Here is a 24,994-nt window from a genome sequence, read left to right as displayed (position 1 = left end):
CCGTGAGCTCGGAGAGGGATCGTTGCTCAGGGCGCCGCGGTCGGGGCCGGAGGATGGACCCCCGTCAGGTTCTCTGCCCGACGCCGCAGCAGCGAGGCCAACTCTGTGTACCAACCGCGGCCCACTGCCTGAAGCATCTCGGCGAGGGCGATCTGTTCACCGATCCGGCCCGAGGGGGTGTCGAGGATGTGGGCGAACTCGACACGGATGCGGTCGGCGACGGTGGGGACACGGAGGCTGTTCACGTAGAGCATGGCCGGGTCGTAGCCGATGGGAACGGCCCCCCAGCGTTCCCAGTCCAGGATGACGAGGGGATCGTGGGTGAGGTTGGCCCACTGAAGGTCGCCGTGTCCGGTAACGCGTTCGGTGATGGTCGGGGCGGGGATCCCCAGGAACTCGGGGAAGACCCGGTCGGCCCAGGGCTGGCGGACGGTCTCGCGGGGTGGCTCGGCGCCGCTCAGCGCGTCCAGGCTCTTCCGCAGGGCAGTCCACCAGGAGTCCGGTAGGCCCGGGTCCTCGGTGAGGTCGGGGGTTTCCGGGGAGATGACCGGCTGGGCGATGTAGTCGATCAGCTCCGCCTCGAAGGCGTATTCCCCGCCGTCCCAGTGGAACAGGTCGTGGAGGTGTGGGCGGGAGACCTTGTCGGACACGCGCTTTTCAGCGAGCGCGATGCCCTCGTTCCGGGTCGCGGGAGTCTTGGACGTCTCGCCGCAGTGGACGCGGAGCCAGTGGCCGCCTGCGGTACGACTGCCGATGGTGCGACCCAACCAGCCCCACGCGGGCTCCCCGGTCGGCGTGGTGGAGAACCGGGCGGAGGCATGTGCCAGGGCTTCCTCCATCCGGGCCCTGGTCGTTTCATCCTTGGGCGAGTACATCGGTGACCTTCCTGAGGTGGCCCGGAGTGAGCGGGGAGGCGATGACGTCCTGTGCCGCGCTCCAGTGTCGTGGGCTGCTGGCTGACAGCAGTACCACGTCCAGGCTCGGGCAGGAGGCCGCCACAAGGAGGCAGGCACCGGTCGGCGAGGCACCGGGCCGGATGAACTCGGCGAGTTCAGGCGTGACAAGCGTGGGCAGCTCGCCGCCATGGAGGGGTGAGGACCCGAAGGTGATCAGGTCGGCCGCGCGGGCTTGTGCGAGGGGGCCCCGTCCGGCGAGAGCCAGGGCGATCGGCCGGGCCATGACGAGGCTGACGGGCTGCTGAATGGCCCTCAGGTGATGTTCACCTGATCCGGCGGCCTCTCTGGCTAGGCCCAGGAGTTCGGACACAGTAAAGACCTCGCGCAGGAACCCCGACCAGGTGGCCACTCCGTATCCCCAGATGCGGCCCGCGGCAGCGAACTCCTCCAAGACCGCGAATACTTCACGAAGCCTCATGTGGAGGTCCGAGGGGTCAAGGTGGGCGCGCTCCGGATTGTGGACGAACACGAGGTCGATCCGGCCGAGCGAAGCCAGGGAACGTTCCGTCTGCCAGCGGACGAAGGCCTGGTCGAGGCTGTGCCCGATGGCAGCTTGCTCCGAAGTCAGGAGCCCGGCCCGGACCGCGACTCCACCCTCCGCCCTGGAGAAGAAGCCTGTCTTCGTGGCGACCCTGGCCCGCAGGTGGCCGGAGATGACGGGGCGGAGCGCTTGGTGGGCATCGGAGTAGTTGGGGGCGGTGTCGATCCACACCGACCCGTCGGCGCATGCGGTACGCGCCGCCTGCTCGACGCCGCGCACTCGGTACGTCCCCAGTCCGAGGGAAGCGGTCACGTGGAGCCTCCGACGACAGCGACGGCCTGCCCATCGACGAGAGCGGAGACGACTTCTGCCGCTTGTCCGAGGGTGAGGTTGGATTCGGTGGCCAGGTCTGTGAGGGTCACCGGCCTTCCCGCAGCCAGAAGGCGGAGTGCCGGGGCCACGGGCAGGGTGAAGGTCCACGCGCTTCCGGCGCCGGAGAACGTCACCGCGTCGTCGCTCAGATCGATGCGGGCACGCGCAGTCGTGAGCTGAACGGTAATCCCCGACTGTTCCGGAACAGAGGCCACGTGTGGCAGGGAGGGGTGTGGACGACCGGGATGCGTGGTGTCCAGCGATCTCTCCCAGAGGCTCAGGGCTTCCGGGTCCTCCAAGGCAGCCACCACCTCCCTCCGGAGGGCGGCCAGGTACTCGGTCCGTTCCTCGGGCGAGCCGAAGCGGGGCACGTCAGCGCGGATGGTCGTGCTCCCCCGCAGGCCGTCGGACAGCCAGCTCAGGAATTCGGCGCCGGTCTGCGTGGCGAGTCCGAAGGTGAGGTGGAGGGAGGCGGTGCCCTGGTCGGCACTTACGGCGTGCCACCAGCCGCGCGGCAGATAGAGCATGTCGCCGGGCGCCAGCACCGTGTCCGCGATCGGGTCGCCTGTTGGGACCTCAGGCGCCTCTACGTCGCGCCAGGCGGGGGACTCGCGGGTAGGTCCGTAGATCTTCCACCGCTTGGAGCCTTCGAGCTGAAGTACCACCACGTCATGGTCGTCCCAATGGGTGCCGAAGCCTTCCTCGGCGGTCCACGAGGCGTACGCATTGACCTGCACGGGGGTGCGGAAGAACCGTTCGAGGCCGACAGCGGACTCCCGGACAGGCGGGTGGATCTGGTCAACGGCGTCGATGACGAGCGAGGCACCTTCGGCGAGCCGGGCGTGGAACTCGGCCGGCTGGGGTTGGTACCAGGACACTCCTCGTCGGTTCGTACGGAGAACGGAATAGGCCGTGGCGGGGATGGCTTCACCCCTGCGGGAGAGCCGCATGCGGGGCGGCTCCAGCCGGTGCGTTGCGATGATCTCGTTGAGATCGTCCCAGGTCAGCGGCGAGAGGAAGGCACTGCCGTTGGAGCGGATCACTTTGTGGGCGCGGAAACACGTCTGGGCGAGGAACGTATCCCCGCCCAGACGCTGCGCCCACGATGCGGAATCAATCACCGTGGGCCTCCTCGGTCGATCAGGTGTCGTTCATGTCCGACTTGCCGCCGGTGTTGTCCGAGGCTTCCTCGGCACGCGAGCGGGCTGCGGTGATGCGGCGGACACCGATCAACAGACTGCTGCTCTGTTCGACGGGAACGTTCTCGCTCATCCCGTACTCCTTCCTGACCTTCGTGGGTCCCACCGGGACTCCGGCTGGTGTTTGCGGGGGGTGCATCCGCCCCGGGGACGTGCTCAGGAAGCCCGGGGTGGAGATCTGTGGGTCAGCGGCCGGGGTCCCCCGGCAAGGGCCAGGGCGACCACCAGGACGCTGACAATGGTGGCGTAGAGCAGGACCGCGAGTTGTCGGAGCCGGCCCGGGACTGCTTTCCGGGACGCAGCGGGCCGCAGGTGTGACCCAGCGGGCGGCCCTACGATCCGCTGCGAGGGGGAGGCCGTCTTTCCGGGCGGCTGTGACCAGTCAACTCCCTTCAGCTTTTGGGCGGATGGGCCAGAAGACATGTCCATTCCGGGGACAAGGCCAGGTTTTATGGCCAGGCTGGGCTCCGGGCTCTGGGGACGGCCGAGGGATGGCGATGATGACCACGTACGAGGACGACGGCGTGGAGACGGTCGGGCGACTGCTGCGGCGCCTGCGGCTGGCCAGTGGGCGCACACAGCAGGAGCTGGCCTCTGATCTCTCGGCGCGGCGGGGGTATCCGCTGGAGCAGGGTGCGGTGTCGCGGTGGGAGACCCACGAGCGGCTGCCGGACCCGGCTTCGCGGGCGCTGCTGTCGGCGGAGTTCGGCGTGCCGGAGGAGGAGTTGCGGCGGGCCGTCACTCTCGCCCGGCGTCTGCGACGTCAGGAGAAGAAGAACGAGACCGACCAGGAGAACGATGTGTTTGACCGCCGCGGATTCATGACGGCTTCGGCCGGCGCTGGGATCGCCGTCATACAGCCCTCCTCTCTGCTTTCGTCAGGGAGGAGGATCGGCGCCGACGTCCCGCAGCAGTTGAGCCGGCGCACTGCCCGGCTCCGCCGCCTGGACGACTTCGTGGGGGGCGGGGACACGTACCAGATGTACGTCCGGGAGCTGGAGGGCACGACCCGGCTGGCGGACGAAGGGGTCTACAGCGAGGCGACAGGCCGGGGCCTGCGCGGAATCATCGCGGAACAGGCCCAGCTGGCGGGCTGGGCGGCTTACGACGCTGGAAACTACGAGGGCGCCCGCGGGCACTACATGACGGCCTTAGCCGCGTCGCGGGCCGCAGAGGACACCGCGCTGGAGGGCAACTCGCTGGCGTTCTTGGCCTATTTGGAGTGGTCGGTGGGCGGCGGCTCCGGGATCAGATTCGCCACGGCCGCGTACGAGGCACTCGGCGCCGGGACGGCGCCTGTCGTGCGGGCACTGCTGGCGGACCGTCTGGGATGGCAACACGCGACCGCGGGGAACGGCAGGGAGGCGGACTACGCCCTGGGCGTTGCCGAAGAGGCCGTCCACGAACACAGCGACATGCCAAGCCCGGATTGGGCGTACTGGGTGGACCGCGACGAGATCGCGATCATGACGGGGCGGTGCTGGGCGGAGTTGCATCGACCGCTACGAGCCATCCCGGCCTTGGAAGACGCTCTGGCCCGGTACGACGACACCCGGGCCCGGGACAAGGCGCTGTACCTGTCGTGGCTGGCGGCGGCGTACCTGGACGCGGGAGAGGTCGAGCACTCGACGACGATCACGGCACGGGTGTTCGACCTCTCCGAGGGACTTGCGTCGATCAGACCGATGGCGCGGGCCCGGCTGATGGCCAAGCGGTTGGAGCCCCACCGATCCCTCGCCCCGGTCAGAGCGCTGCTGGAGCGCGCGAAGGGCTAGCGGGTGGCTCGGGTGAGCCAGTCCAGGTACTCGGCACGGCCGGCATCGATCGTGAACGCGATGACCTCTGGCGAGTCGTACGGGTGGTTGTCCACCAGGTGCTTCTCCAGTGCCTCGCGCCGGTCACCGGTCGTACGGAACGTCACCTGATACTCGCTGCCCTCGGATACCTCGCCGAGGTGCCGGTACGTGGTCTCGATGGGCCCGGTCACCTGCCCGGAGGCCGCCAAGCACGCCTCCACCGCCGAGCGCGACAGCTTCCGTGCGGCGTCATGGGCGTCCACAGTCGTGATGACGATCAAGAAGTCAGCCATGGCGGCAATGTACCTGCCTCGCGTAGGCCATGAGGGTTGTTCCTGGATCCATGCTGATGACGGCCCGGGGCCTGGCCATGACGAGAACGTCAAAGCGTTGCTCCACAGAAAAGGGTGGAGGCAGGGTGCCAGTGTGGCTGACTCCGGTGAGGGGCTTGGGCGGAGCGTTCGTCGTGCCTCGTCGGCGCCGTGGATGACTGCCCATCTTGCTTGGCGGCGGGCTCGCAGAGATGCCCTCAACACTGCCATTGCTGCCCTGAGGGCCGGTCAGGTGTCTCGAAAGCCAAAGTGGCCCTTGCCACGCTGGAGCCGTTCTTCAAGGTCAGCGGCGACATCGACCGGTGGGAGATCACCGAACCGGATGCGGCACGGGTGCTGGAAGAGATGAATCGAGCCCGTTGAGTAATTCCCTGGCCGGTGGTCCAGGTGTGGGCCGCACGCAGGCGCTTCACCGTACGGCCACCGTCATGACCTCCGAGGTAATCGACGCCCGCCGCCCCGCCCGGCAGCATCGGGGGTGTCAGGAAGAGCCACCCCGACCCCACCCCGGAGGACCGGACCATGACCGCGTACGCCATCGCCCACCTGCGCCCCGCCGACGGCCCCGTCGAGGACGAGGTGCTCAGCTACATCGAGCGCATCCAGGCCACCATGGAGCCTTACGGGGGCCGCTTCCTGGTGCACGGGGCGGAGGTCGAGGTGGTGGAGGGGGTCTGGCCGGGCGCGTTGGTCGTCATCGCCTTTCCCGGCACCGAGGAGATCCGCGCCTGGTACGCGTCCCCCGCCTACCAGGAGATCCTGCCGCTGCGCACCCGGCACCTCGACGGTGACGTGATCATCGTTCCGGGCGTCGGACCGGAGTACGACGCCTCGGCCACGGCTGCCGCGATGCGGTCGGCGCGGGAGCGCGTGGCGGGGTAGTCCTCACGGCAGTGGGCGGCGGGATGGCCCTCGTGGGCGTGGGCCGCCTCAGCCCGTACGTCCCTCCACCGCCTCCCGGTAGTACCGCAGGTCGCTGCGGTGGACCTGGCGCACCCCCGCCAGGTCCGTGCACGGGGCGGCCGGGGGGCCGCCGCCCAGGCGTTCCGGGGGCGGTGGCTCGGCGGTGGCCGCCCGGCGGAGGTGGTGCCAGGGCTGGAGCGGGAGCCAGAGCAGGCCGTACAGCCAGCGCACCACCAGGCGGCGGAACTCCGGCCGGCCCGCGTCGGGCAGCCGGATCACCCGTACCCCCATGATCAGCTTTCCGGCGCTCGCCCGTACGGCCATGGTGAGCAGCACCTGGTTGGCGAAGGACAGCACGGTCAGCTGACCCACGAGCACCGCCGCCGTCCGTCCCGCCCCCGCGCCCGGGGAGCCCAGGCAGGAGTGCACCAGCAGGCCGACGACGAGCAGGCACAGGTAGCAGTCGAGGCCCACCGCCAGATAGCGGCGTGTCTCGCCCGTGCCCTTGGGGATACGGGGCTGCCGCACCGGAGCACCGTACGGGTGTGGCTGCGGCCGCCCCGCAGGACGGGCGGCGGTCCGGCCGGATCCGTACAACAACCTTGGCTGATAAGGAGATTGCGCTCTCCGACGCCCCCGAGGCTTCGTCATGGGGAGCATCATGACTGATCGTCAGGCGAGGTGTCGCGGTTCCTGACGGGTAACCCCCGTTCCCGTATCGGCCTTCACCAATCCCTTACCGTGACGGGAACAGATGCACGAGCGGGTACGGGGGCGGCGATGGGGTTCGACGGCACTACATGGAGGCTGCGGCGCGGCACGGAACTCGTCGGGGAGATTGCCGTCGACGACCCCGACTTCCCCTGGCTGCGGGGCCGGTTCATCCCCGGCCCGGCCTACGATGTCGCGGCGCGCGAGCTCTTCGACCGTGAACTGGCCCTCCTGGAGCGGCTGGAGGAGGACGAGAGCGACGAGAGCGCGGAGGCGTGGGAGACGGTCTGCTCCGAGTTGAACCGCACGCTCGCGCTGGCCGGCCCGGAGGGGCGGGCGGTCGCCGAGTTCCTGCTGCACATCCAGGGGGACCGGGCCTGGTTCCGGTGGAGCGACACCCCGTTCTCCGAGGAGGGGCTGTAGGGCCGGCCGGGCGGAAGGCCACGATGCCGACCGGCCACTATGTGGATGGGTGCCGAAGATCATCGGGCGGCACGGGACAATCGGGGCGTACGACGGTGGCGCCCTCCGGGACGGGGGTGCCGACGCGCACGAGCCCACCACGGAAGGTCTTGATCAGATGCCGGTCATTCCCGACTCCACCGATCCCGCCCGCTCGCACGAGGCCGCGAACCGGGTCATCGAACCGCTCTACGTCGAGATCCTGCGGCGCAACCAGGGCGAGAAGGAGTTCCACCAGGCGGTCCGCGAGGTCCTGGAGACCCTCGGTCCGGTGCTGGCGCAGCGCCCCGAGTTCGTGGACGCCCGCATCATCGAGCGGATATGTGAGCCCGAGCGCCAGCTGATCTTCCGGGTGCCGTGGGCCGACGACTCCGGCGACATCCACGTCAACCGCGGTTTCCGGGTCGAGTTCTCCAGCTCGCTCGGCCCCTACAAGGGCGGCCTGCGCTTCCACCCCTCCGTCAACCTGGGTATCGTGAAGTTCCTCGGCTTCGAGCAGATCTTCAAGAACGCCCTCACCGGCATGCCCATCGGCGGCGGCAAGGGTGGCGCGGACTTCGACCCCAAGGGCCGCTCCGACGCCGAGATCATGCGGTTCTGCCAGTCCTTCATGACCGAACTCCACCGCCACCTGGGGGAGTACACCGACGTCCCCGCCGGTGACATCGGCGTGGGCGGCCGCGAGATCGGCTACCTCTTCGGCCAGTACAAGCGGATCACCAACCGTTACGAGTCCGGCGTCCTCACCGGCAAGGGCCTCGGCTGGGGCGGAGCCCAGGCCCGTACGGAGGCCACCGGCTACGGCACGGTCCTGTTCACCGCCGAGATGCTGCGCAGCCGGGGCGAGTCGCTGGAGGGCCAGACCGTCGCGGTCTCCGGCTCGGGCAACGTGGCCATCTACGCCATCGAGAAGGCCCAGCAGCTCGGCGCGACCGTCATCACCTGCTCGGACTCCGGCGGTTACGTCGTCGACGAGAAGGGCATCGACCTCGCCCTCCTCAAGGAGATCAAGGAGGCGGGCCGGGGCCGGGTCTCCGAGTACGCCGAACGGCGCGGCGCGCACGCCCGGTTCGTTGCCGGTACGGGGGTGTGGTCGGTCCCCGTGGACGTGGCCCTGCCCTGCGCCACGCAGAACGAGCTGTACGAGGCCGACGCGCTCGCCCTCGTACGCAACGGGGTCAAGGCGGTTGCGGAGGGCGCCAACATGCCCACCACCCCCGACGCGGTCCGGGTCCTCCAGGAGGCCGGCGTCGCCTTCGCACCCGGCAAGGCGGCCAACGCGGGCGGGGTCGCGACGAGCGCCCTGGAGATGCAGCAGAACGCGTCCCGGGACTCCTGGACCTTCTCCCACACGGAGGAGCGCCTCGCCGAGATCATGCGCCACATCCACGACTCCTGCTACACGACCGCCGAGCGGTACGGCAGCCCCGGCAACTACGTGGTGGGCGCGAACATCGCGGGCTTCGAGCTGGTGGCGGACGCGATGCTGGCGCAGGGGCTGATCTGAGCAGACGGACATGGCGGGCCACCCATGGCCGGTCACCGGCCCGGCAGGGATTTCCGTACGGGATTCCTGCCGGGCCGCCGCCGTTCCCGTTCCCGCTCCCGCTCCTGTTTGTCACGCTCCTTCGCCGTCAGCAGATCCGCCCGGAGCGCAACGCCCGACCCCTGCCCGCCGGGTGTCCGGCCCCTAGGCTGGAGCGGTGACCATCCGAGCGACGAACCAGGCCCGCGTCATCCCCCTGCGCCCGTTCCCGGCTCCGCCCGGGCCCGCTCCGGCCCGGGAGCCGCTCTGGCGTGACCTCGTCGGGGACGTACTGCGGGGTGAACGGCTCGCCCAGGAGCGGACGTTGAAGGACGTGGCCGATACCGCGCGGATCTCGATGGCCTACCTCTCCGAGGTGGAGCGGGGCCGGAAGGAGGCCTCCTCCGAGGTGCTGGCGGCCGCCGCCCAGGCGCTCGGCCTGAGCCTCGCCGAGGTCCTCGCGCTGGCTCAGGGGGAGTTGATCAGGCTGTCCGGGGCGCGGTCCCGGAGGCTCGGGGTCGGTGGTGCAGGGCATGCGGGCCGCCCGGCGGCGCCGGGAACGGGGACCGGCCTGATGGGTACCGTGCGGCTGGCCGCCTGAGCGGGTGGCCGGGGTGTTACGTCGGCAGCCCAGGCCCTGAGTGGGGCCCGGGTGTTACGTCGGCAGCCAGGGCCCTGACCCGGTGGCCGTACCCTCCCCGGCCCTTCACTCCTCGCCGCCGCCACTGCCCAACAGGGCCGCGGCCGTGCTGATGAGCGTCTCCCTCGCCGCCGCCCCGTCCAGGTAGCCGCCGATCATCGCCCCGTCCCTGACCAGCAGCAGCGAGGCCGCGGCCGGTACGGGATCGGGGTGCCCGGCCGCCCTCAGCAGCTCGGCGGCGGCCGCCCGGAACCAGGTCCGGTGTTCGGTGACCAGCCGGCGTACGGGGTGGTCCGGGTCCGGGTACTCCGCCGCCGCGTTGATGAACGGGCACCCCCGGAAGCCGTCCCCGCACACCTCGTCCCCCAGCCCCTCGACCATGGCCTTCAGGGCGTCGCCGGGGCCGGGCAGCGCGGCCGCCGCCTGCTCGACCCCGGCCCGGATGGTGGCGTCCCGCCCCCGGAGGTAGGCGACGACCAGGTCGTCCTTGGCGGGGAAGTGCCGGTAGAACGTGGCCTTGGTGACCCCGGCGGCGGCGATGAGGCGGTCGATGCCGACGGTGTGGATGCCTTCCGCGTAGAACAGCTCCGCCGCCGCGGCGACCAGCCGAGTGCGGGCGGCGGAGGTCTTGGCGGGGGCCGCCGAGGAGGGGGAAGGCGCCGGAACAGTCATGCCTTCACGCTAACAGAACGGTCTGTCTCTCTTTGGGGTTGACGCCGGGCGCCCAAGGGTGCACTCTGAGCGAGGAACAAGACAGAACGGTCTGTCTACTTCACTCCTCGGAACCCCGCGCACCACCTGACCCGGGAAGGCCGCCATGGCTGCCAGCTCCACCCCCAACAACTCCGGAGCCCCCGGAGCCCCCAAGGCCCACGACCTCCGACAGATCGAGCAGGCCAACGCATCGGGCCGGACGCCCCTCGTCCTCGTCCACGGCCTCTGGCTCCTCGCGAGCAGCTGGGACCGCTGGGCGGTACGGGCCGAGGCCGCCGGGTTCGCCCCGGTCGCCCTCTCCTGGCCCGGCGACCCGGACACCGTCGCCGAGGGCAACGCCCACCCCGAGGTCTTCGCCGGCAAGACCGTCGGGCAGGTCGCCGACCACCTGGACGGGCTCGTCCGGCTCCTGGACCGCAAGCCCGTCGTGATCGGGCACTCCTTCGGCGGTCTGCTCACCCAGATCCTCGCCGGACGGGGCCTGTCCGCCGCCTCCGTGGCCATCGACCCGGCCCCCTTCCGGGGTGTGCTGCCCCTGCCGCTGTCGGCCCTGCGTGCCGCACGCCCGGTCCTGGGCAACCCGGCGAACCGCAGGAAGGCGGTGCCGCTCACCTATGAGCAGTTCCGGTACGCCTTCGCCAACGCGGTGAGCGAGAAGGAGGCGCGCGAGCTGTACGCGACGTACGCCGTGCCCGCCCCCGGCGCCCCGCTCTTCCAGGCGGCCACCGCCAACATCAACCCCCGTACCGAGGCCAGGGTCGACACGGCCCATCCCGGCCGTGGCCCCCTGCTCGTCATCTCCGGCGAGAAGGACAACACCGTCCCCTGGGCCATCGCCAACGCCTCGTACAAGAAGCAGCAGCGCAACCCCGGCGTCACCGAGATCACCGAACTGCCGGGCCGGGGGCACTCGCTGGTCATCGACAGCGGCTGGCAGGAGGTCGCGGACACCGCGCTGACCTTCGTGAGCCGCTTCGTCTGACGCCCCGTCCGCCCGTTCGCCCACACCGATACCCACACCCACACCCACAGGAAGCAGCAGTCATGAGCACCTTCACCACCACCGACGGCACCGAGATCTTCTACAAGGACTGGGGCAACGGACGCCCCGTCGTCTTCAGCCACGGCTGGCCGCTCAACGCCGACGCCTGGGACAACCAGCTGCGGCTCCTCGCCGAGAACGGATACCGCGCCATCGCCCACGACCGCCGGGGCCACGGCCGCTCCGGCCAGCCGTGGCAGGGCAACGACATGGACACCTACGCCGACGACCTGGCCCAGCTCATCGAGCACCTCGGCCTGGAGGACGCGGTGCTCGTCGGCCACTCCACCGGTGGCGGCGAGGTGACCCGCTACCTCGGCCGGCACGGCACCGCGCGCGTCGCCAAGGCCGTACTCCTCGGAGCCGTACCGCCGTTGATGCTCAGGACCGAGGCGAACCCGGACGGTCTGCCGCGCGAGGTCTTCGACGGGATCCGCGAAGGGGTGCGCACCGACCGCTCGGAGTTCTACCGCACCCTGAGCGAGAGCTTCTACGGCGCCGACCGCGAAGGCTCCACCGTCTCGCAGGGGCTGCGGGACGCGTTCTGGCTGATGAGCATGGCGGTGGGCAGCAAGGCCGCGTACGACTGCATCGAGCAGTTCTCGGAGACGGACTTCACCGAGGACCTGGGGCGCATCGACATCCCCGTCCTGGTGGCCCACGGCGACGACGACCAGATCGTCCCCATCGGCGCCGCCGCCCACCGGGCGGCCCAGCTCCTCCCGAACGCCACGCTCAAGGTCTACCCGGGCGCCCCGCACGGGCTGAACGGCGTCTTCGAGGAGGAGTTCAACGCGGACCTGCTGGACTTCGTCAAGCGGTAGGGGCCGGACCGGGCGATCCGTCACGGGCCGCCGGCCCCGTCGAGCCGTCACGGGCGCTCGCGGACCTCGCCCGGTCCGCGAGCGCCCGTACCTCCGCCGCGACCCCGGCATGGCGCTCGCGCGGGATGTCGTGGCCGACGCCCGGCTGGAGTACGAGGCGGGCGCCGGGGATCGCCGCGGCGGTGGCCCGGCCCGCGGAGGGCTTGAGCAGCGGGTCGTCCGTGCCGTGCAACACCAGTGCGGGGAGGCGGAGTTCGGCCAGGGCCGGCCCGCTCCACCGGGCGCCGATCTGGCGGGACTGGGCGTCCGGGTCGGCGATGCCGGTGTCCACGTCGGCGGTGATCCGCTCCAGGGCCTCCGCCTCGTCGAACGGGTAGCCCGGAGACGCACAGAGCCGCGCCACCGCGAGCCCCGCCGCTATCCGCCCCTCGCGGTCCCGGGCCGGCTTGATGCGGGCGAACTTCGCGAGGGTGGCCAGGCGCAGGTGGCGGAAGGCGCCGAGCCCGCCGACATCGCTCGGCAGCGCGGCGGACGAGGTGAGCGTGCGCACCCGGTCCGGGTGGCGCAGCGCGACGCGCTGGGCGACGACCCCGCCCAGCGAGTGCCCGAAGAGGTGCGCCGACTCCCAGCCCAGGGCGTCCAGGACGACGACGGCGTCGTCGGCCATGTCCTCGGCGGTGTACGCGGCGCCGCGCCGGGCGGCGAGGGCGGTGAACGGGTTGCCGCCCGGGGCGCTTCTCGGCAGCCGGGTGGACTCGCCCGCGTCCCGCTGGTCGTAGCGGGCGACGGCGAACCCGGCTCCGGCGAAGGCGGCGCACAGCTCCTGCGGCCACCAGTACCGGGAGACCGCAAGACCCATCACCAGCAGCAGCGGCTCGCCGTCCCCGCCCTCCCGGAGCCGGTCGTGGGCGAGCTCGACCGGGCCGTTGCGGGCGAAGCGGCGTTCGGTCCAGGTCATGGCGGGCTCCTCGGCGACGGGATACGGCGATCGGGCAGATACGGCGATCGGTCCAATACTGCGATCGATGTTCGCAGTATTAGACTACAGGCCAGTCCGGGACCCCAGAAGGAGAGGCGGCGGGCAGTGGCCGAACGCGAGACGACCCCGCCGACGACCGTGTGGTCACGCCCCGAGCGGGGCGCGCGCGGACCCGCGCCCGAGCGGAGCCGGTACGAGATCACCGGGGCCGCCCTCGCCCTGGCCGACGCCGAAGGGCTGCCGGCCGTGTCGATGCGGGCGCTCGCGCAGCGGCTGGGCACCGGGCCCGCATCGCTTTACCGCTATGTGGGGAGCCGTGACGAGCTGCTGGACCTGATGGCCGACGCGGTCGCGGGTGAGCTGGACCTCTCCGCCGCTCCCAGCGGCGACTGGCTCGGCGACCTCGTCGGCCTGGCCCTCCAGTCCAAGGCCGCCCACGCCCGCCACCCCTGGCTTGCCGACCTGAACGACCGCCGGGGCGAGGTGCTCGGCCCGCACGCGATCGACTACCTCGACCACGCCCTCGCGATCCTGGCCCCCGCACCCGGTACGAGCGGGCAGAAACTGGAGGCCATCGGGCTCCTGGGCGGCCTCGCCACGCTCTTCGCCCGCCGCGAGGCCCCCGCGAGCGCCGGGGCCGGGGACCCGCCCGCCCAGGCGGCCCACCTTGCCGCAGTCGCCGCCGAGGGCCGCCACCCGCACCTGCTGGCCGCCCTCACGACAGCGGGCCCGCCACCTGTGGCGGGCCCGGCGGAGCGGGACGCGTTGTTCGAACGGCTGCTGCGCCGGCTGCTTCCGGCGATGCTCGGCTAGGGCCTGCCCTAGCCGTCGAACAGCGAACAGCACATGCCCCGGCCTCAGTCGAGGCAGAACTCGTTGCCCTCGATGTCCTGCATCACGATGCACGACTCGTTCTCCTCGTCGGCGACCATCACGCGCTCACACACCGCACCGAGCGCCACCAGCCGGTCGCGCTCGGCCTCCAGCGTCGCGAGGCGCTCCTCACCCACGAGCCCGGTGCCGGCCCGCACATCGATGTGCACCCGGTTCTTGGCGGTCTTGCCCTCCGGAACGCGCTGGAAGAAGAGGCGCGGGCCCACACCTGAGGGATCGGTGCAGGCGAACCAGGCACCCTGCTGCTCGGGCGGCAGCGAGCGATCGTAATCGGCCCAGGTGCCGAACCCTTCGGGAACCGGCGGCACGACATACCCCAGCACCTCGCACCAGAAGCGGGCGAGGCGCTCGGGCTGGGCGCAGTCGAAGGTGATCTGGAGCTTCCTGAGTGTTGCCATCCGGGCACCCTAGTGGCGCGTGCCGTCGCCCGGCACCTGGATTTTCCGTCCCGGGACGGCCCTCAGCCCTCGACCGGTGCCACGCCGATCGGGCAGGACACCCCCGTACCGCCGATCCCGCAGTAGCCGCCCGGGTTCTTGTCCAGGTACTGCTGGTGGTACGCCTCCGCAGGCCAGAACGGGCGGCCGTCGGCCGGGAGGATCTCCGTGGTGATCTCCTTGTGGCCCGAAGCCGTCAGGACCTTCTGGTACGCCTCGCGGGAGGCGTCCGCCGCCGCTGCCTGGGCGGGGGAGTGGGTGTAGACCGCGGAGCGGTACTGGGTGCCCACGTCGTTGCCCTGGCGGAAGCCCTGGGTCGGGTTGTGGGACTCCCAGAACAGCTTCAGCAACTCCTCGTAACTGACGACCGCCGGGTCGAAGACGACGCGGACCGCCTCCGTGTGGCCGGTCAGGCCCGAGCAGGCCTCCTCGTACGTGGGGTTCTCCGTGTAGCCGCCCTGGTAGCCGACGAGCGTCGTCCAGACGCCTTCCGTCTGCCAGAACTTCCGCTCCGCGCCCCAGAAACAGCCGAGCGCGAAGTCCGCCACCTCCAGGCCCTCCGGGTACGGGCCCACCAGGGGGTTGCCGAGGACCGTGTGGCGGGAGGGGACGGTGAATTCGGGGACGGGACGGCCGCGCAGGGCCTGCTCCGGGGTGGGGAGCTCGGGGGTGCGGCGGTTCAGGAACATGCGGGTGGCTCCTCCGGGGTCGGTGGGTTCGGTACGTACAACAAGGGACCCGCCACCGGGATTCCGGCCGGCAGCACACCCCTCGGAGCCGCCCTCAGTGCGGCAGCGTCGCCGGGGAGCCGCCGTTCGCCTCGTACCCCGCGACCGCCAGCGCCCGGTAGACCGCGTACTGCGCGGCCGGGTCCGGCTCGGCCGTCCACGGCAGCGCGCCCACGTGGCCGTCGATGAGGACCAGCTGGTGCATCGCCTCCGACCAGCGCTCCATGTGGACCAGGAAGAGCACCAGCAGATGGCGTACGTGTGCGAGCATCGGGTCGTCCGGGCGGGCCGCGTGGACCGCGAACATCGCGCCCTCGACCGCCTTCGTCACCACCTGGCCGCGGTAGAAGCCCTGCACGAGGTTGACCTCCGGCAGGTGCTCGTACACCGCGAACAGCGGCAGCGCGGCCAGCAGCGAACCCTGCGGGGCGCGGGCGGCGGCGGCCGTGGCGAAGGCGTCGGCGTCCTTCCGGGAGCCGTGCCACTTCTCGCAGTGGAAGTGCAGCGCCGCGATGTGCGCGCCCATGTGGGCCGGGGCCCGGTCGATGATCTTCGCCCAGAGCTGGTCGAACTGCTCGGGGGTGTAGTTCAGGCCGCGGGCCACCGCCAGCTCCACGATGTACGGGACGGGGTCGCCCGGGGCGAGCAGGGCCGCTTCGCCGCAGACCGTACGGGCCTCCTCCAGGATGATCCGGAAGTCGTCCGTCCCCGCCGCCGAGGAGCGCCACGCCTGCTGCACCAGGAACTCCGCGTGCACCGCCGCACCGCCCGCGTCCTTCGGGGCCTCCGCACGCCAGGCCCGCAGCCAGGAGCCGCCCTTCCCCGGCTGCTGCGCCAGCTCCAGCGAGGCGGCGCCCGCGAAGGCCTGCACCCGCTGCCAGCGCACCTCGCCCTCCTTCGGCGTGCCGGAGAGCAGCTGGGAGGCGGCCCGCCAGTCCTGGGTGGCCTGGACGACACCGAGGACGTCCAGGAGGTCCTGGTCCGGGCCCGGCATCCGGACGTCCAGCTCCTCCTGGCGGGCGAAGCCGTACGTATCGGGGTCGGCGGCGTCGGGCGAACCCGGGGCGACCTGGCGGATACCACCGCGGCGGCGCATCACCCAGGGGCCGACGATCGCGGCGAGCATGCACATCGCGAGCAGGAACAACAGAATCTCCATGAACCCATTGTCCCCGGAGCGCCGAGTGGCCGGTAAGGGCCCTTACGACGAACTACGCTCGGGGCCATGAGCGACCAGCACAGCTTCGAGACTCTCGCGATCCACGCGGGGAACACCGCCGACCCCCTCACCGGCGCGGTGGTTCCGCCCATCTACCAGGTGTCCACGTACAAGCAGGACGGCGTGGGCGGACTGCGCGGCGGCTACGAGTACAGCCGCAGCGCCAACCCCACCCGTACCGCCCTGGAGGAGAACCTGGCGGCCCTGGAAGGCGGCCGCCGCGGTCTCGCCTTCGCCTCCGGCCTCGCCGCCGAGGACTGCCTCCTGCGTACGCTGCTGACCCCCGGTGACCACGTGGTCATCCCCAACGACGCCTATGGCGGCACCTTCCGGCTGTTCGCGAAGGTCGCCGCGCGCTGGGGCGTGGAGTTCTCGGTCGCCGACACCTCGGACGTGGCGGCGGTGCGGGCGGCGATCACCCCGCGCACCAAGGCGGTCTGGGTGGAGACCCCCTCCAACCCGCTGCTCAACATCACCGACATCGCCGCCGTCGCCCAGGTCGCGCACCAGGCCGGGGCCCGCCTCGTCGTCGACAACACCTTCGCCTCGCCCTACCTCCAGCAGCCGCTGTCCCTCGGCGCGGACGTCATCGTGCACTCCACCACCAAGTACATGGGCGGCCACTCCGACGTCGTCGGCGGCGCCCTCGTCGTCAGCGACCCGGAGCTGGCCGAGGAGCTGGCGTTCCACCAGAACGCCATGGGCGCGGTCTCCGGCCCCTTCGACGCCTGGCTCGTGCTGCGCGGCATCAAGACCCTCGCCGTCCGCATGGACCGGCACACCGAGAACGCCACCAAGGTCACCGAGCTGCTGACCCGGCACCCCAAGGTCTCCCAGGTCCTCTACCCGGGCCTGCCCGAGCACCCCGGCCACGAGGTCGCCGCCAAGCAGATGAAGGCCTTCGGCGGCATGGTGTCCTTCCGCGTCAACGGCGGCGAGGAGGCGGCGGTCGAGGTCTGCAACCGGGCGAAGCTCTTCACGCTCGGTGAGTCCCTCGGCGGCGTCGAGTCGCTGATCGAGCACCCCGGCCGGATGACGCACGCCTCCGTCGCGGGCTCCCTGCTGGAGGTCCCCGCCGACCTGGTCCGTCTCTCCGTCGGCATCGAGAACGGCGACGACCTGCTCGCCGACCTCACCCAGGCCCTGGGCTGACCGGCCGCTGTACGGCGGCACACCCGGGCGCCCGCCGGTGAACGGCGGGCGCCCGCACGGTCAGACGCTCACCCTCTCGTCCTCCAGCATGGTCCGGATCCGGCTCCGCAGTTCTGGGCTGTCCTCGTGACCGTGGACGGACACGGCGTGCTCGCTCGCGGCGCGGACGACCTCGTCCTCCTCGCCGGAGATGGCGAGTGAGCAGTTCGTCTCGCTCGGGTACTTGCGGCAGTCGGCGATCTTCCTGGTCATGACGGCCTCCTCGGCTCGTACGACGACCGGCTCTTCCAGGGTAGGCCGGTTCCGCCGGCGCTCCAACGGCCTCACCACCCCTCCAGCGGCGGTGTCACCTCCGCCGGCTCCGGCAGCCACGGCTGCTCGACCCCCGCCCACACCAGGAACGCGGCGAACACCGTCCCCGCCAGCCACCAGGCCGTACGCCGCACCCCGCGGCGCAGCCGCAGCAGCCGGGCACCGCGCCGCGCGGCCCGGTCCGCCAGACCGGCCGGCACCGGCGGATGCGGCCCCTCCAGCATCCGCCGGACCTCGTCCGCCTTGCGGTCCCCGCCCCGGCCCCCGATCACGGCGTCACCCCGGGGACAAAGTTCCTGCTTCGGCCCCCGATCACGGCGTCACCCCCGAGGCAAGGGCCGAACCGGCCGCGGGGTGCCGGGGCCCCGGCGAGCGCATCGCCGCGATCGAGCGGTCGCAGACCGCCCGTATCCGGTCCGCCGGAAGCCCCAGCAGCGCCGCCGTCTGGTCCTCGCCGACCTCCTCGTACAGCCGCAGCACCAGCACCAGCCGCTCCAGCGGGGCGAGCCGCCCCAGCACCCCGCCGAGCGGATGCCGGTGACGCCACGCCTCCCGGGCGAACCGGACCGCGAGCTCCTGGCGGGTGCGGTCGTACGGGTCCTCGCCGCGCAGCCGGTCCCACTCCGCGTACGTACGTGCCAGGGCCGCACCCAGCAGGCGTTCGGCCCGTACGTTGGCGCCCGCCGGTGCGGTCGGCTCGGCGGTGAGCAGGGTCGCCGTGTGCAGCAGGCGTCCGCCCGCGCCCGCCACGAAGGCCTCGAACTCCTGGGCGCGGAGCCGGTCCCGGTGGGTCTGCCGCTCTCGCATGGTTCATCCGAGCCCCGGTGCGGTGCCCGGGTCAAGAGGGGCGACGCACACCGGGCCGGGGCCGCCGTCAGGCCATCGGTCCCGGGCCCAGTTCGATGGCGAGCAGCGCGATGTCGTCCTCCTTGTCCTCGCCGAACGCGCCGAGGAGGAAGTCGCAGAGGGCCTCCAGCTCCCGCGGCCCCTCCAGTGCCGCGGAGCGGAACGCCGCCAGGCTGTCGTCCAGGTTCTGGGTACGGACCTCCACCAGACCGTCGGTGATCAGCAGGATGCGGGTGTCCGGGGCGACCGGGTGGACGCGCGCGGGCCGGTGCGGCAGCCGGAGCCCCAGCAGGGGGCCGTGCTCGTGGAGGTAGTCGGCGCTGCCGTCGGGGGCGAGCAGCAGGGGCGGGATGTGACCGGCGTTGGCGACGTGGATCCGGCTGCCGTCAGGGTCGACCAGGACGAGGCAGAGCGTCACGGTGAGGCCGGGCCGGGTGTGGGCGAGGAGGGCGTCGAGCCGCTCCAGCACGTGGTGCGGCGGATGGCCCTCCAGGGCGTAGGCGCGCAGCGCGTGCCGGATCTCGCCCATGACCGTCGCGGCGACGAGCGAGTGCCCGGCCACGTCTCCGATGGCCAGGAGCAGCCCGTCCGGCGTCTCCAGGGCCTCGTAGAAGTCGCCGCCGATCTCCGCGTGGTCGGAGGCCGGGAGGTAGCGCACGGCGAGCGAGACGCCCGGAACGCACGGCAGCCGGTCCGGCAGGAAGGTGCGCTGGAGGGCGAGCGCGAGGGCGTGCTCCTCGTTGAAGGTGCGCAGCGCCTCCAGGGCCAGCGCACAGGCGTTGACGAGCTGCTGGAGGAGCTCGCGCTCATCGGTGCCGAGAGCCGCGCCGGCCGGGACGGCGACGCAGACGGGCGGCCGGTTGCGCTTGGTCCGGGCCACCACCAGGACGACGTCCCCCTCGATCGGGTCGAGGGGCAGCAGCGCCTTCCACTGGCTGTGGGGCATCAGCCGCACCTCGGCCCCGGTATCGCTGCCGAGGGCGTACGCGGCCAGCCGGTCGAGCACCTCGGAGCGCACCGGCAACGAGACGGGGGCTGCTTCCGGTCCGGTGGCGTGGCTGTGCACCGGCTGCCCCTGGGGGCTCAGGAAGATCGCGGTGGCGGGGCCGGACATGAGGGTGGCCGCACCGCCGGTCGCCGCGGCGGCGAAGGAGTGGAAGCCGACGGCCCGGTAGACGTCCAGGGTCGCCCGGTTGAGGGTGGCCAGCCGCCGGGTGAGACGTTCCGCCCGGCGCCGAGCCCGTACGTAGCGCAGGGCGGCGGTGACGGTGGCCAGGAACTCCTCCGGGTCGACGGGCTGGTCGAGGTAGGCGTCCGCGCCCCGGCTCAGCCCCTCGGTGTGGTCGTCGGCGCCCATCGCGACGGCGGAGACATGGATGACCGGAAGCGAGGCGGTGCTCGGATCGGCCTTGATCCGCTCGCAGACCTCGAAACCGGTCATGTCGGGGAGCTGGACGTCGATGACCGCCGCCTCGGGCAGCGGGGTGTCCCGCGCGCCGATCAGGGCCAGGCCCCGGGCCCCGTCGGCGGCGTCGAGCACGGTGTGCCCGGCCCGTCTGAGCCAGCTGGTCAGGACGTAGCGGTTGGTCTCGTCGTCGTCGATCACCAGGATGGTTCCCGGCGCGCTGTCGCGTCGTGCTGTCTCGGTCACGCGTCGGCCTCCGGATCGGTGGGTGCGGGCGGGGGAGCGGACGCCGGCCCGGGCCGGTGGGGCAGCCGGACCTCGACGCGGGTGCCGACGCCGGGGGTGCTGGACAACTGCAGGGTGCCGCCCAGCAGTTCGGTGAGGGCACGGGCATAGGGGAGTCCGAGCCCGGTGCCCCGGTGGACGCGCTGGAGCGGTCCGCGTACCTGGTAGAACTCCTCGAAGACCCGGGGCAGTTCGGTCTCGGGGATCCCCACCCCGGTGTCCGTCACGGTGAAGGTCATCCATGGCCCGGAGGCCGCCGGGTCCACCGCGAACTCCAGCCGGACCTCGCCCTTCTCGGTGAACTTCAGGGCGTTCGACAGCAGGTTGCGCAGGACGCGGGTGAGCAGGACCTCGTCGGTCAGCGTCACGGGAAGAGTGCCGGGGGCGGGCGTCAGCAGGACGACATCGCCGGGGGGCCAGGTGGAGCGCAGCACGGCTCCGAGCTGACCCACCAGTGCCCGCAGGTCCACCGGCGCGGAGACGACCTCCAGCTGGCCCGCCTCCGCCTTGGCCATGTCCAGCAAGTCGTTGACCAGGGAGAACAGGGTCTGCCCCGAGGTGTCGATGAGGGAGATCTGGCGGCGCTGCTCCTCGGTGAGCGGCGCCGAGCCGGACGCCAGCAGCAGCCGGGAGAGCGCGACCACCGCGCTCACGGGGGTGCGGAGCTCATGGCTGATGTTGGTCCAGAAGCGCGTCTTGGCCTCGCTGGTCTCCCGCAGCCGCTTCGACTTCTCCTCCAGTTCGGCGTGGAGGGCCACGACACCGCTGTTCGTCTCCTCCAGCTCCTGCGACAGCTCGGTGTAGAGCGCCAGGACCCCCTGGTTCGTCTCCTCCAGCTCGTCGTTGAGCCTGCGCAGCTCCTCGCGCTGGGCCCGCGTCTCCTCCAGGGTGGCGATCAGGTCGCGGGTCTGCGCCCGCAGGTCGTCGGCGAGCGTCATGGGCGCGTGGCGGCGCAGCGCCTCCCGCACGCCCAGCCGGGCGTCCGGGGTGTCGGCCCAGCCCGTGGGCAGCGGATGTTCCGCGACGATCCGTTCCCGCGCCCCGCCGCTCTCGTGGCGGACCCGGTTCAGCAGGCGGGACGCCGGTTCGAGGTCGGGGGCCGCCTTCGTACCGCCGTCCCATTCGAAGACGACGGCCAGGACGGGTTCCGGGCCCGTCGGCAGGGTGAAGGCCACGGTCAGCCCGTCGCAGCCGAGCCGGTCGCGGCCGAGTTCGCTGAGCGCGGTGGCGATGCGCACCTGGTCCTGGGGGTCCATCCCCAGCGCCTTCGCCGCGCTCTGGCCGATGCGGCGCAGGGCGAAGACATCCTGCGCCGTGGCGAGATCGAACGCGGGGAGGGAGGCGGATCGAGCGGCGGACACCGTCACCAGGCCCCCTTGACGACCACGACCCCGGCGTCGTCGCGGCGGACACCGGCCTCGCGCAGCAGCTGGCCCGCCATCACGGCCGGGGTGTGCCGGAGCAGCCCGGGCACATCGTCCGCCCGCCAGCGCTCGGTCAGCCCGTCGGAGTGCATGACCAGCGCCCCGCCCGGCTTCAGTGGAAGCTCGAAGGTCCGCAGACTCCGCATCTGCTGTCCGACGATGCCCGGCGCCGAGAGCAGGCCGTTGCGGGACTCGGGGCCGAGCAGGACTCCGCTCACGTTGCCGATGCCGCAGTAGAGGAGGCGCTGTGCGGAGGGTTCGATCCGGGCCACCGCGACCGCGCCGCCCCTGGTGCCGCGCAACGCCGTATGGATGTCGCGCAGCAGGCCCTCCGGATGGCGCGCGGTGCTCCGCCGGAACGCCTTGACCGCGGCCTCACCGGCGAGCGCGGCCATCGGCCCGTGTCCCAGCCCGTCGCAGAGCATGACGAGGATCGCCGGCTCGGCCGATGCGGTGGACGGGGCGGGGCCGGACCGCGGGTCGTGGTCGGCGCCGGGGTCCACGCGTACGGCCCAGGCGTCGCCGCACGTCGTCTCGCCACTGATGGGCCGGGTCAGGCCGGAGGCCACGGAGGGCTTCCCGGCCATCTCGGCCACGGCCTCACGGGCCCAGAACTGGGCGGCGATCACCGTGCCGCGCCCCGGGACCGAGTGGATGTCGAAGACGTCGGCGAGCCGGGCGACCGCCCCGAGCCCGATGCCGAGCGTCCCGGCGGTGGACGTGCCGTCCGCGAGGGCGGCGTCCACATCGGCCATACCGGGGCCGGTGTCCACGGTGACGAACTCGACGCCGGCCCGGTCCGGGGTGCGCAGGACCCGTAGCAGCAGTGCTCCGTCGGTCGCGTGCCGCTGGAGGTTGGTCGCGGCCTCGGTGACCGCCAGGGCCACCTCCGAGGCGCGGTAGCCCTCCAGGCCGATGCGGCGCGCCAGCGTCGCCGCCGCTCCCCGGGCCGCCGAGGGCATCTCGGGATCGGCCCGGAACCAGGCGATGTCCTCGCAGTCGAGGACGCCGAGGGGGCTCATCGTGACCACTTGACGATCGAGACCGTGGTACCCCGGCCCGCCTCGGTGTCCAGGAAGAACTCGTCGACCAGCCGACGCGCTCCGCTGAGCCCGAGGCCCAGTCCGCCGCCCGAGGTCCAGCCGTCGGTCAGGGCGAGTTCGATGTCGGGGATCCCGGGTCCGGAGTCCTCGAAGACCGCCGCGACACCGCGCCGCCCGTCCCGCTCCACCAGGCCTGACCGCATCTCTCCGCCGCCGCCGTACACCAGGGTGTTGCGGGCGAGTTCGCTGGCCGCGGTGATGAACTTCGTCTGGTCGACCAGGGACAGCTTGCACTGCTGCGCGTGCCCGCGGACCTGCTGGCGTGCCCGCACGACGTCGTCGTTCTGGGCGATGCCCTGCGTACGGGGCACCTGTCCCGCCGCCCAGGGGACGTTCATCGCCGGTCCGTGTCGGCGGCGGCCCGGCGCAGCAGCGCGAGCCCCTTCTCCAGGTCGAGTGCGGTGCGGACACCGCCCAGTGAGAGGCCCAGCTCGACGAGGGTGATGGCGACGGCGGGCCGCATGCCGACCACTACCGTCTCGGCGTCGAGCAGCCGGGAAATGGAGGCGATCGTGGCCAGCATGCGGCCGACGAACGAGTCGACGATCTCGACCGCGGTGATGTCGATGACGACTCCGCGGGCCGCGCGCGAGACGATCTGCTCCGCCAGGTCCTCCTGGAGGTTCAGGACCGTCTGGTCCTCCAGGTCCACCTGGATGGAGACGAGGAGTACGTCACCGATCCGCAGGACCGGAACCCGCTCGGTCATCGCCCGCCGCCCTGGTGCGCGACGAGGTCGATGCCGGACTTCTTCAGCGCGAGCTGGAGGGCGTCGGCGAGGGTCGCCTTGGTGACGATGTCACCGAACTCGATGCCCAGGGCCACGATGGTCTGCGCGATCTGCGGACGGATGCCGGAGACCGTGCACTCCGCGCCCATCAGCCGGGCCGCCACGATCGTCTTGAGCAGGTGCTGGGCGACCTGGGTGTCGACTGCGGGGACCCCCGTGATGTCGATGATGGCCTGCTCGGAGCCGGTGTCCACCAGCGCCTGGAGGAGCTTCTCCATCACCACCTGGGTGCGGGCCGAGTCGAGGGTGCCCACGAGGGGCACGGCTATGACACCGTCCCAGAGCTTCACCACGGGCGTCGACAGCTCCATGAGCTGAGTGGCCTGCGAGCTGATGATCTCCTCGCGGGTACGGGTGTACGTCTCGATGGTGAACAGGGCCAGGTCGTCGAGGATCCGGCTCAGCCGCAGGTACCGGTCGGTGTCCTCGGCCGATCCGTCCCGCAGCGCCGGTTCGAACGCCCTCTTGAGCGCGAGCACGCTGATGGCCGTCTCGCTGGGCGTGAAGCCCTGCCGGGCCCGGTTGCGCGACAGCTCGGTCAGCAGCGCCCGGGTCTCGGACAGGTGGTCACCGCGGGCGTCCTCGCCTCCCGCGACGAGGGCCTCCACGAGCGCCGCGTACAGCTCGCGCAGCTCCCGGTCGACCTCGGCCTTGCTGATACGGCCCTTGAGCGACCCGACGACGCTGTCGATCCACTGGTCCACGACTCTCTCGCGGTCGGCGGACAACAGTCCCGCCAGATCGCTCTTGCTGTCCTGCTTCGCCATGGCCCGGCACCCCTTAAAGGTAAAAAGTATCCATCTGGCAACTCTTCGCGAAGCGTACGGCAAGGCCCCTGCCGTCCAGCGGGGACAGGGGCCTAAGAGGGCGTGGGGCGCGTGGAAGGGGTCAGTCGCTCTGCGGCGGCTGGTGCGCGGCCTGCCGGGCGGCCAGTGATCCGTTGAACCGGGTGAGCAGCGCGCAGAAGGTGTCCCGCTCCTCCTGCGTCCAGCCGTCCGTCACCTGCGACATCAGCTCGCGCCGCGAGGCGCGGACCTCGTCCAGGCGGGCCTGGCCGCGCGGGGAGAGCTGGAGCACGACGGCCCGGCCGTCCTCCGGGTGCGAGGTCCGCTTGACCAGCCCGGTGTCGACGAGCGGGGCGACCTGCCGGGTCACGGTAGAGGAGTCGATCCCCATGCCCGCGGCGAGCGCCTTGACGCCCATCGGGCCTTCTTTGTCCAGCCGGTTCAGCAGCAGGTACGCCGCCCGGTCCATCGAGTTGCGGACCTGGCCGACACCGCCGAGGCGGGTCTGCTCGGCACGGCGGGCGAAGACCGCCACCTGGTGCTGGAGGGAGTCCAGCAGGCGGTCGGGACCCGGGTGTTCGGGGGCGGCGCCCCCGGAAGGAGACGCAGCAGTCGTCATGTCCTGAGGGGGCATGGCCGGGGGCTCTCTTCGTGCGGTGTCGGATGGGTGGGGGACAG

Annotated in this window: 30 protein-coding genes; 9 read left to right on the top strand and 21 right to left on the bottom strand. The window is 71.8% G+C overall.

The window, feature by feature from the left end:
• Positions 1 to 26: 26 nt before the first annotated feature.
• The 4 genes from IE264_RS26455 to IE264_RS38460 are packed head-to-tail and all read right to left on the bottom strand — an operon-like array spanning position 27 to position 3,081.
• Entirely contained in the window at positions 27 to 875 is an 849-nt protein-coding gene (locus IE264_RS26455; protein WP_032757628.1) for a hypothetical protein, read from the bottom strand.
• A complete protein-coding gene (locus tag IE264_RS26450; protein WP_032757629.1) occupies positions 856 to 1,749 on the bottom strand; it encodes an aldo/keto reductase in 894 nt (297 codons plus the stop codon). Before IE264_RS26450 ends, IE264_RS26455 begins: the two co-directional genes overlap by 20 nt.
• Positions 1,746 to 2,930, bottom strand: a complete 1,185-nt coding sequence (locus tag IE264_RS26445) for a JmjC domain-containing protein (protein WP_032757630.1) — start codon at positions 2,928 to 2,930, stop codon at positions 1,746 to 1,748. The genes IE264_RS26450 and IE264_RS26445 overlap by 4 nt, the downstream gene beginning before the upstream one ends.
• A 19-nt stretch (positions 2,931 to 2,949) precedes the next feature.
• Positions 2,950 to 3,081: a hypothetical protein gene (locus tag IE264_RS38460; RefSeq protein ID WP_267884111.1), complete on the bottom strand. Its 132-nt coding sequence runs from the start codon at positions 3,079 to 3,081 to the stop codon at positions 2,950 to 2,952.
• Positions 3,082 to 3,508: 427 nt separating this feature from the next.
• Between IE264_RS38460 and IE264_RS26440 the strand changes: the two genes are divergently transcribed.
• Entirely contained in the window at positions 3,509 to 4,783 is a 1,275-nt protein-coding gene (locus IE264_RS26440) for an NsdA family TPR-like regulatory protein (RefSeq protein ID WP_158706532.1), read from the top strand.
• Here IE264_RS26440 and cutA read toward each other — a convergent pair.
• Positions 4,780 to 5,097: a divalent-cation tolerance protein CutA gene (cutA, locus tag IE264_RS26435; RefSeq protein ID WP_032757631.1), complete on the bottom strand. Its 318-nt coding sequence runs from the start codon at positions 5,095 to 5,097 to the stop codon at positions 4,780 to 4,782. The genes IE264_RS26440 and cutA overlap by 4 nt on opposite strands.
• A 561-nt stretch (positions 5,098 to 5,658) precedes the next feature.
• On the opposite strand from cutA, the gene IE264_RS26430 reads away from it, so the two are divergent.
• Positions 5,659 to 6,018 carry a DUF1330 domain-containing protein gene (locus IE264_RS26430; protein WP_032757633.1) on the top strand — a complete coding sequence of 120 codons (360 nt, stop codon included), beginning with the start codon at positions 5,659 to 5,661 and terminating at the stop codon, positions 6,016 to 6,018.
• A 48-nt stretch (positions 6,019 to 6,066) separates the two neighbouring features.
• On the opposite strand, the gene IE264_RS26425 is transcribed toward IE264_RS26430, so the two are convergent.
• Positions 6,067 to 6,567 (bottom strand): RDD family protein, encoded by a 501-nt coding sequence (locus tag IE264_RS26425; RefSeq protein WP_015610959.1) that lies wholly within the window; start codon positions 6,565 to 6,567, stop codon positions 6,067 to 6,069.
• A 252-nt stretch (positions 6,568 to 6,819) separates the two neighbouring features.
• Between IE264_RS26425 and IE264_RS26420 the strand changes: the two genes are divergently transcribed.
• The 3 genes from IE264_RS26420 to IE264_RS26410 all read left to right on the top strand — a co-directional run bounded on the left by IE264_RS26420 (position 6,820) and on the right by IE264_RS26410 (position 9,338).
• Positions 6,820 to 7,173: a hypothetical protein gene (locus IE264_RS26420; RefSeq protein ID WP_032757634.1), complete on the top strand. Its 354-nt coding sequence runs from the start codon at positions 6,820 to 6,822 to the stop codon at positions 7,171 to 7,173.
• A gap of 157 nt (positions 7,174 to 7,330) precedes the next feature.
• Complete coding sequence (gene gdhA, locus IE264_RS26415) at positions 7,331 to 8,719, top strand: NADP-specific glutamate dehydrogenase (RefSeq protein WP_032757967.1); 1,389 nt, start codon at positions 7,331 to 7,333, stop codon at positions 8,717 to 8,719.
• 196 nt (positions 8,720 to 8,915) lie between these two features.
• Positions 8,916 to 9,338 (top strand): helix-turn-helix domain-containing protein, encoded by a 423-nt coding sequence (locus IE264_RS26410; protein WP_032757635.1) that lies wholly within the window; start codon positions 8,916 to 8,918, stop codon positions 9,336 to 9,338.
• Positions 9,339 to 9,443: 105 nt separating this feature from the next.
• On the opposite strand, the gene IE264_RS26405 is transcribed toward IE264_RS26410, so the two are convergent.
• Complete coding sequence (locus IE264_RS26405) at positions 9,444 to 10,049, bottom strand: TetR/AcrR family transcriptional regulator (RefSeq protein WP_032757636.1); 606 nt, start codon at positions 10,047 to 10,049, stop codon at positions 9,444 to 9,446.
• A 145-nt stretch (positions 10,050 to 10,194) separates the two neighbouring features.
• On the opposite strand from IE264_RS26405, the gene IE264_RS26400 reads away from it, so the two are divergent.
• Positions 10,195 to 11,073 carry an alpha/beta hydrolase gene (locus IE264_RS26400; protein ID WP_032757638.1) on the top strand — a complete coding sequence of 293 codons (879 nt, stop codon included), beginning with the start codon at positions 10,195 to 10,197 and terminating at the stop codon, positions 11,071 to 11,073.
• Between the two features lie 62 nt (positions 11,074 to 11,135).
• Entirely contained in the window at positions 11,136 to 11,957 is an 822-nt protein-coding gene (locus IE264_RS26395) for an alpha/beta fold hydrolase (protein ID WP_032757639.1), read from the top strand.
• Here IE264_RS26395 and IE264_RS26390 read toward each other — a convergent pair.
• Entirely contained in the window at positions 11,947 to 12,915 is a 969-nt protein-coding gene (locus IE264_RS26390) for an alpha/beta fold hydrolase (protein WP_032757640.1), read from the bottom strand. The two genes, IE264_RS26395 and IE264_RS26390, sit on opposite strands and share 11 nt — an antisense overlap.
• A gap of 126 nt (positions 12,916 to 13,041) precedes the next feature.
• Between IE264_RS26390 and IE264_RS26385 the strand changes: the two genes are divergently transcribed.
• Complete coding sequence (locus IE264_RS26385; protein WP_015610967.1) at positions 13,042 to 13,749, top strand: TetR/AcrR family transcriptional regulator; 708 nt, start codon at positions 13,042 to 13,044, stop codon at positions 13,747 to 13,749.
• 44 nt (positions 13,750 to 13,793) lie between these two features.
• Here the strand turns inward: IE264_RS26385 and IE264_RS26380 are convergent, their stop codons facing one another.
• From IE264_RS26380 to IE264_RS26370, 3 genes are all read right to left on the bottom strand, one after another.
• On the bottom strand, positions 13,794 to 14,228 hold the full coding sequence (locus IE264_RS26380; RefSeq protein WP_015610968.1) for a VOC family protein: 435 nt from the start codon (positions 14,226 to 14,228) through the stop codon (positions 13,794 to 13,796).
• Positions 14,229 to 14,290: 62 nt separating this feature from the next.
• A complete protein-coding gene (gene msrA, locus IE264_RS26375) occupies positions 14,291 to 14,956 on the bottom strand; it encodes a peptide-methionine (S)-S-oxide reductase MsrA (protein WP_032757642.1) in 666 nt (221 codons plus the stop codon).
• Positions 14,957 to 15,050: 94 nt separating this feature from the next.
• Positions 15,051 to 16,154, bottom strand: coding sequence for a hypothetical protein (locus IE264_RS26370; RefSeq protein WP_015610970.1), 1,104 nt, complete (start codon positions 16,152 to 16,154; stop codon positions 15,051 to 15,053).
• 66 nt (positions 16,155 to 16,220) lie between these two features.
• Here IE264_RS26370 and IE264_RS26365 point away from each other — a divergent pair, with 66 nt between their 5' ends.
• Positions 16,221 to 17,366, top strand: a complete 1,146-nt coding sequence (locus tag IE264_RS26365; RefSeq protein WP_032757643.1) for a cystathionine gamma-synthase — start codon at positions 16,221 to 16,223, stop codon at positions 17,364 to 17,366.
• A 60-nt stretch (positions 17,367 to 17,426) separates the two neighbouring features.
• On the opposite strand, the gene IE264_RS26360 is transcribed toward IE264_RS26365, so the two are convergent.
• From IE264_RS26360 to IE264_RS26315, 10 genes are all read right to left on the bottom strand, one after another.
• Positions 17,427 to 17,618 carry a DUF1059 domain-containing protein gene (locus IE264_RS26360; protein WP_031123290.1) on the bottom strand — a complete coding sequence of 64 codons (192 nt, stop codon included), beginning with the start codon at positions 17,616 to 17,618 and terminating at the stop codon, positions 17,427 to 17,429.
• 71 nt (positions 17,619 to 17,689) lie between these two features.
• Positions 17,690 to 17,902: a hypothetical protein gene (locus IE264_RS26355; RefSeq protein WP_043974794.1), complete on the bottom strand. Its 213-nt coding sequence runs from the start codon at positions 17,900 to 17,902 to the stop codon at positions 17,690 to 17,692.
• A gap of 88 nt (positions 17,903 to 17,990) precedes the next feature.
• Entirely contained in the window at positions 17,991 to 18,485 is a 495-nt protein-coding gene (locus IE264_RS26350; protein WP_032757646.1) for a SigE family RNA polymerase sigma factor, read from the bottom strand.
• A 67-nt stretch (positions 18,486 to 18,552) separates the two neighbouring features.
• Entirely contained in the window at positions 18,553 to 20,175 is a 1,623-nt protein-coding gene (locus IE264_RS26345) for a fused response regulator/phosphatase (protein ID WP_032757647.1), read from the bottom strand.
• The gene (locus IE264_RS26340) at positions 20,172 to 21,581 is read right to left on the bottom strand and encodes a sensor histidine kinase (RefSeq protein WP_051821847.1); all 1,410 of its coding nucleotides are present in this window, start codon (positions 21,579 to 21,581) and stop codon (positions 20,172 to 20,174) included. Before IE264_RS26340 ends, IE264_RS26345 begins: the two co-directional genes overlap by 4 nt.
• Positions 21,578 to 22,660 carry an ATP-binding SpoIIE family protein phosphatase gene (locus IE264_RS26335; protein ID WP_032757650.1) on the bottom strand — a complete coding sequence of 361 codons (1,083 nt, stop codon included), beginning with the start codon at positions 22,658 to 22,660 and terminating at the stop codon, positions 21,578 to 21,580. The genes IE264_RS26340 and IE264_RS26335 overlap by 4 nt, the downstream gene beginning before the upstream one ends.
• Positions 22,657 to 23,079, bottom strand: a complete 423-nt coding sequence (locus IE264_RS26330) for an ATP-binding protein (protein WP_051821848.1) — start codon at positions 23,077 to 23,079, stop codon at positions 22,657 to 22,659. Before IE264_RS26330 ends, IE264_RS26335 begins: the two co-directional genes overlap by 4 nt.
• Positions 23,076 to 23,450 (bottom strand): STAS domain-containing protein, encoded by a 375-nt coding sequence (locus IE264_RS26325; RefSeq protein ID WP_032757652.1) that lies wholly within the window; start codon positions 23,448 to 23,450, stop codon positions 23,076 to 23,078. The genes IE264_RS26330 and IE264_RS26325 overlap by 4 nt, the downstream gene beginning before the upstream one ends.
• A complete protein-coding gene (locus tag IE264_RS26320) occupies positions 23,447 to 24,298 on the bottom strand; it encodes an STAS domain-containing protein (RefSeq protein WP_015610980.1) in 852 nt (283 codons plus the stop codon). Before IE264_RS26320 ends, IE264_RS26325 begins: the two co-directional genes overlap by 4 nt.
• Before the next feature lie 121 nt (positions 24,299 to 24,419).
• Positions 24,420 to 24,950, bottom strand: coding sequence for a MarR family winged helix-turn-helix transcriptional regulator (locus IE264_RS26315; RefSeq protein WP_015610981.1), 531 nt, complete (start codon positions 24,948 to 24,950; stop codon positions 24,420 to 24,422).
• Positions 24,951 to 24,994: the final 44 nt, after the last annotated feature.

It is taken from the genome of Streptomyces microflavus, assembly GCF_014650075.1.
Taxonomy (GTDB): domain Bacteria; phylum Actinomycetota; class Actinomycetes; order Streptomycetales; family Streptomycetaceae; genus Streptomyces; species Streptomyces microflavus.
The sequence above is the reverse complement of the archived record's forward strand: the minus strand, read 5'-3'. Positions and strand labels throughout refer to the sequence as shown.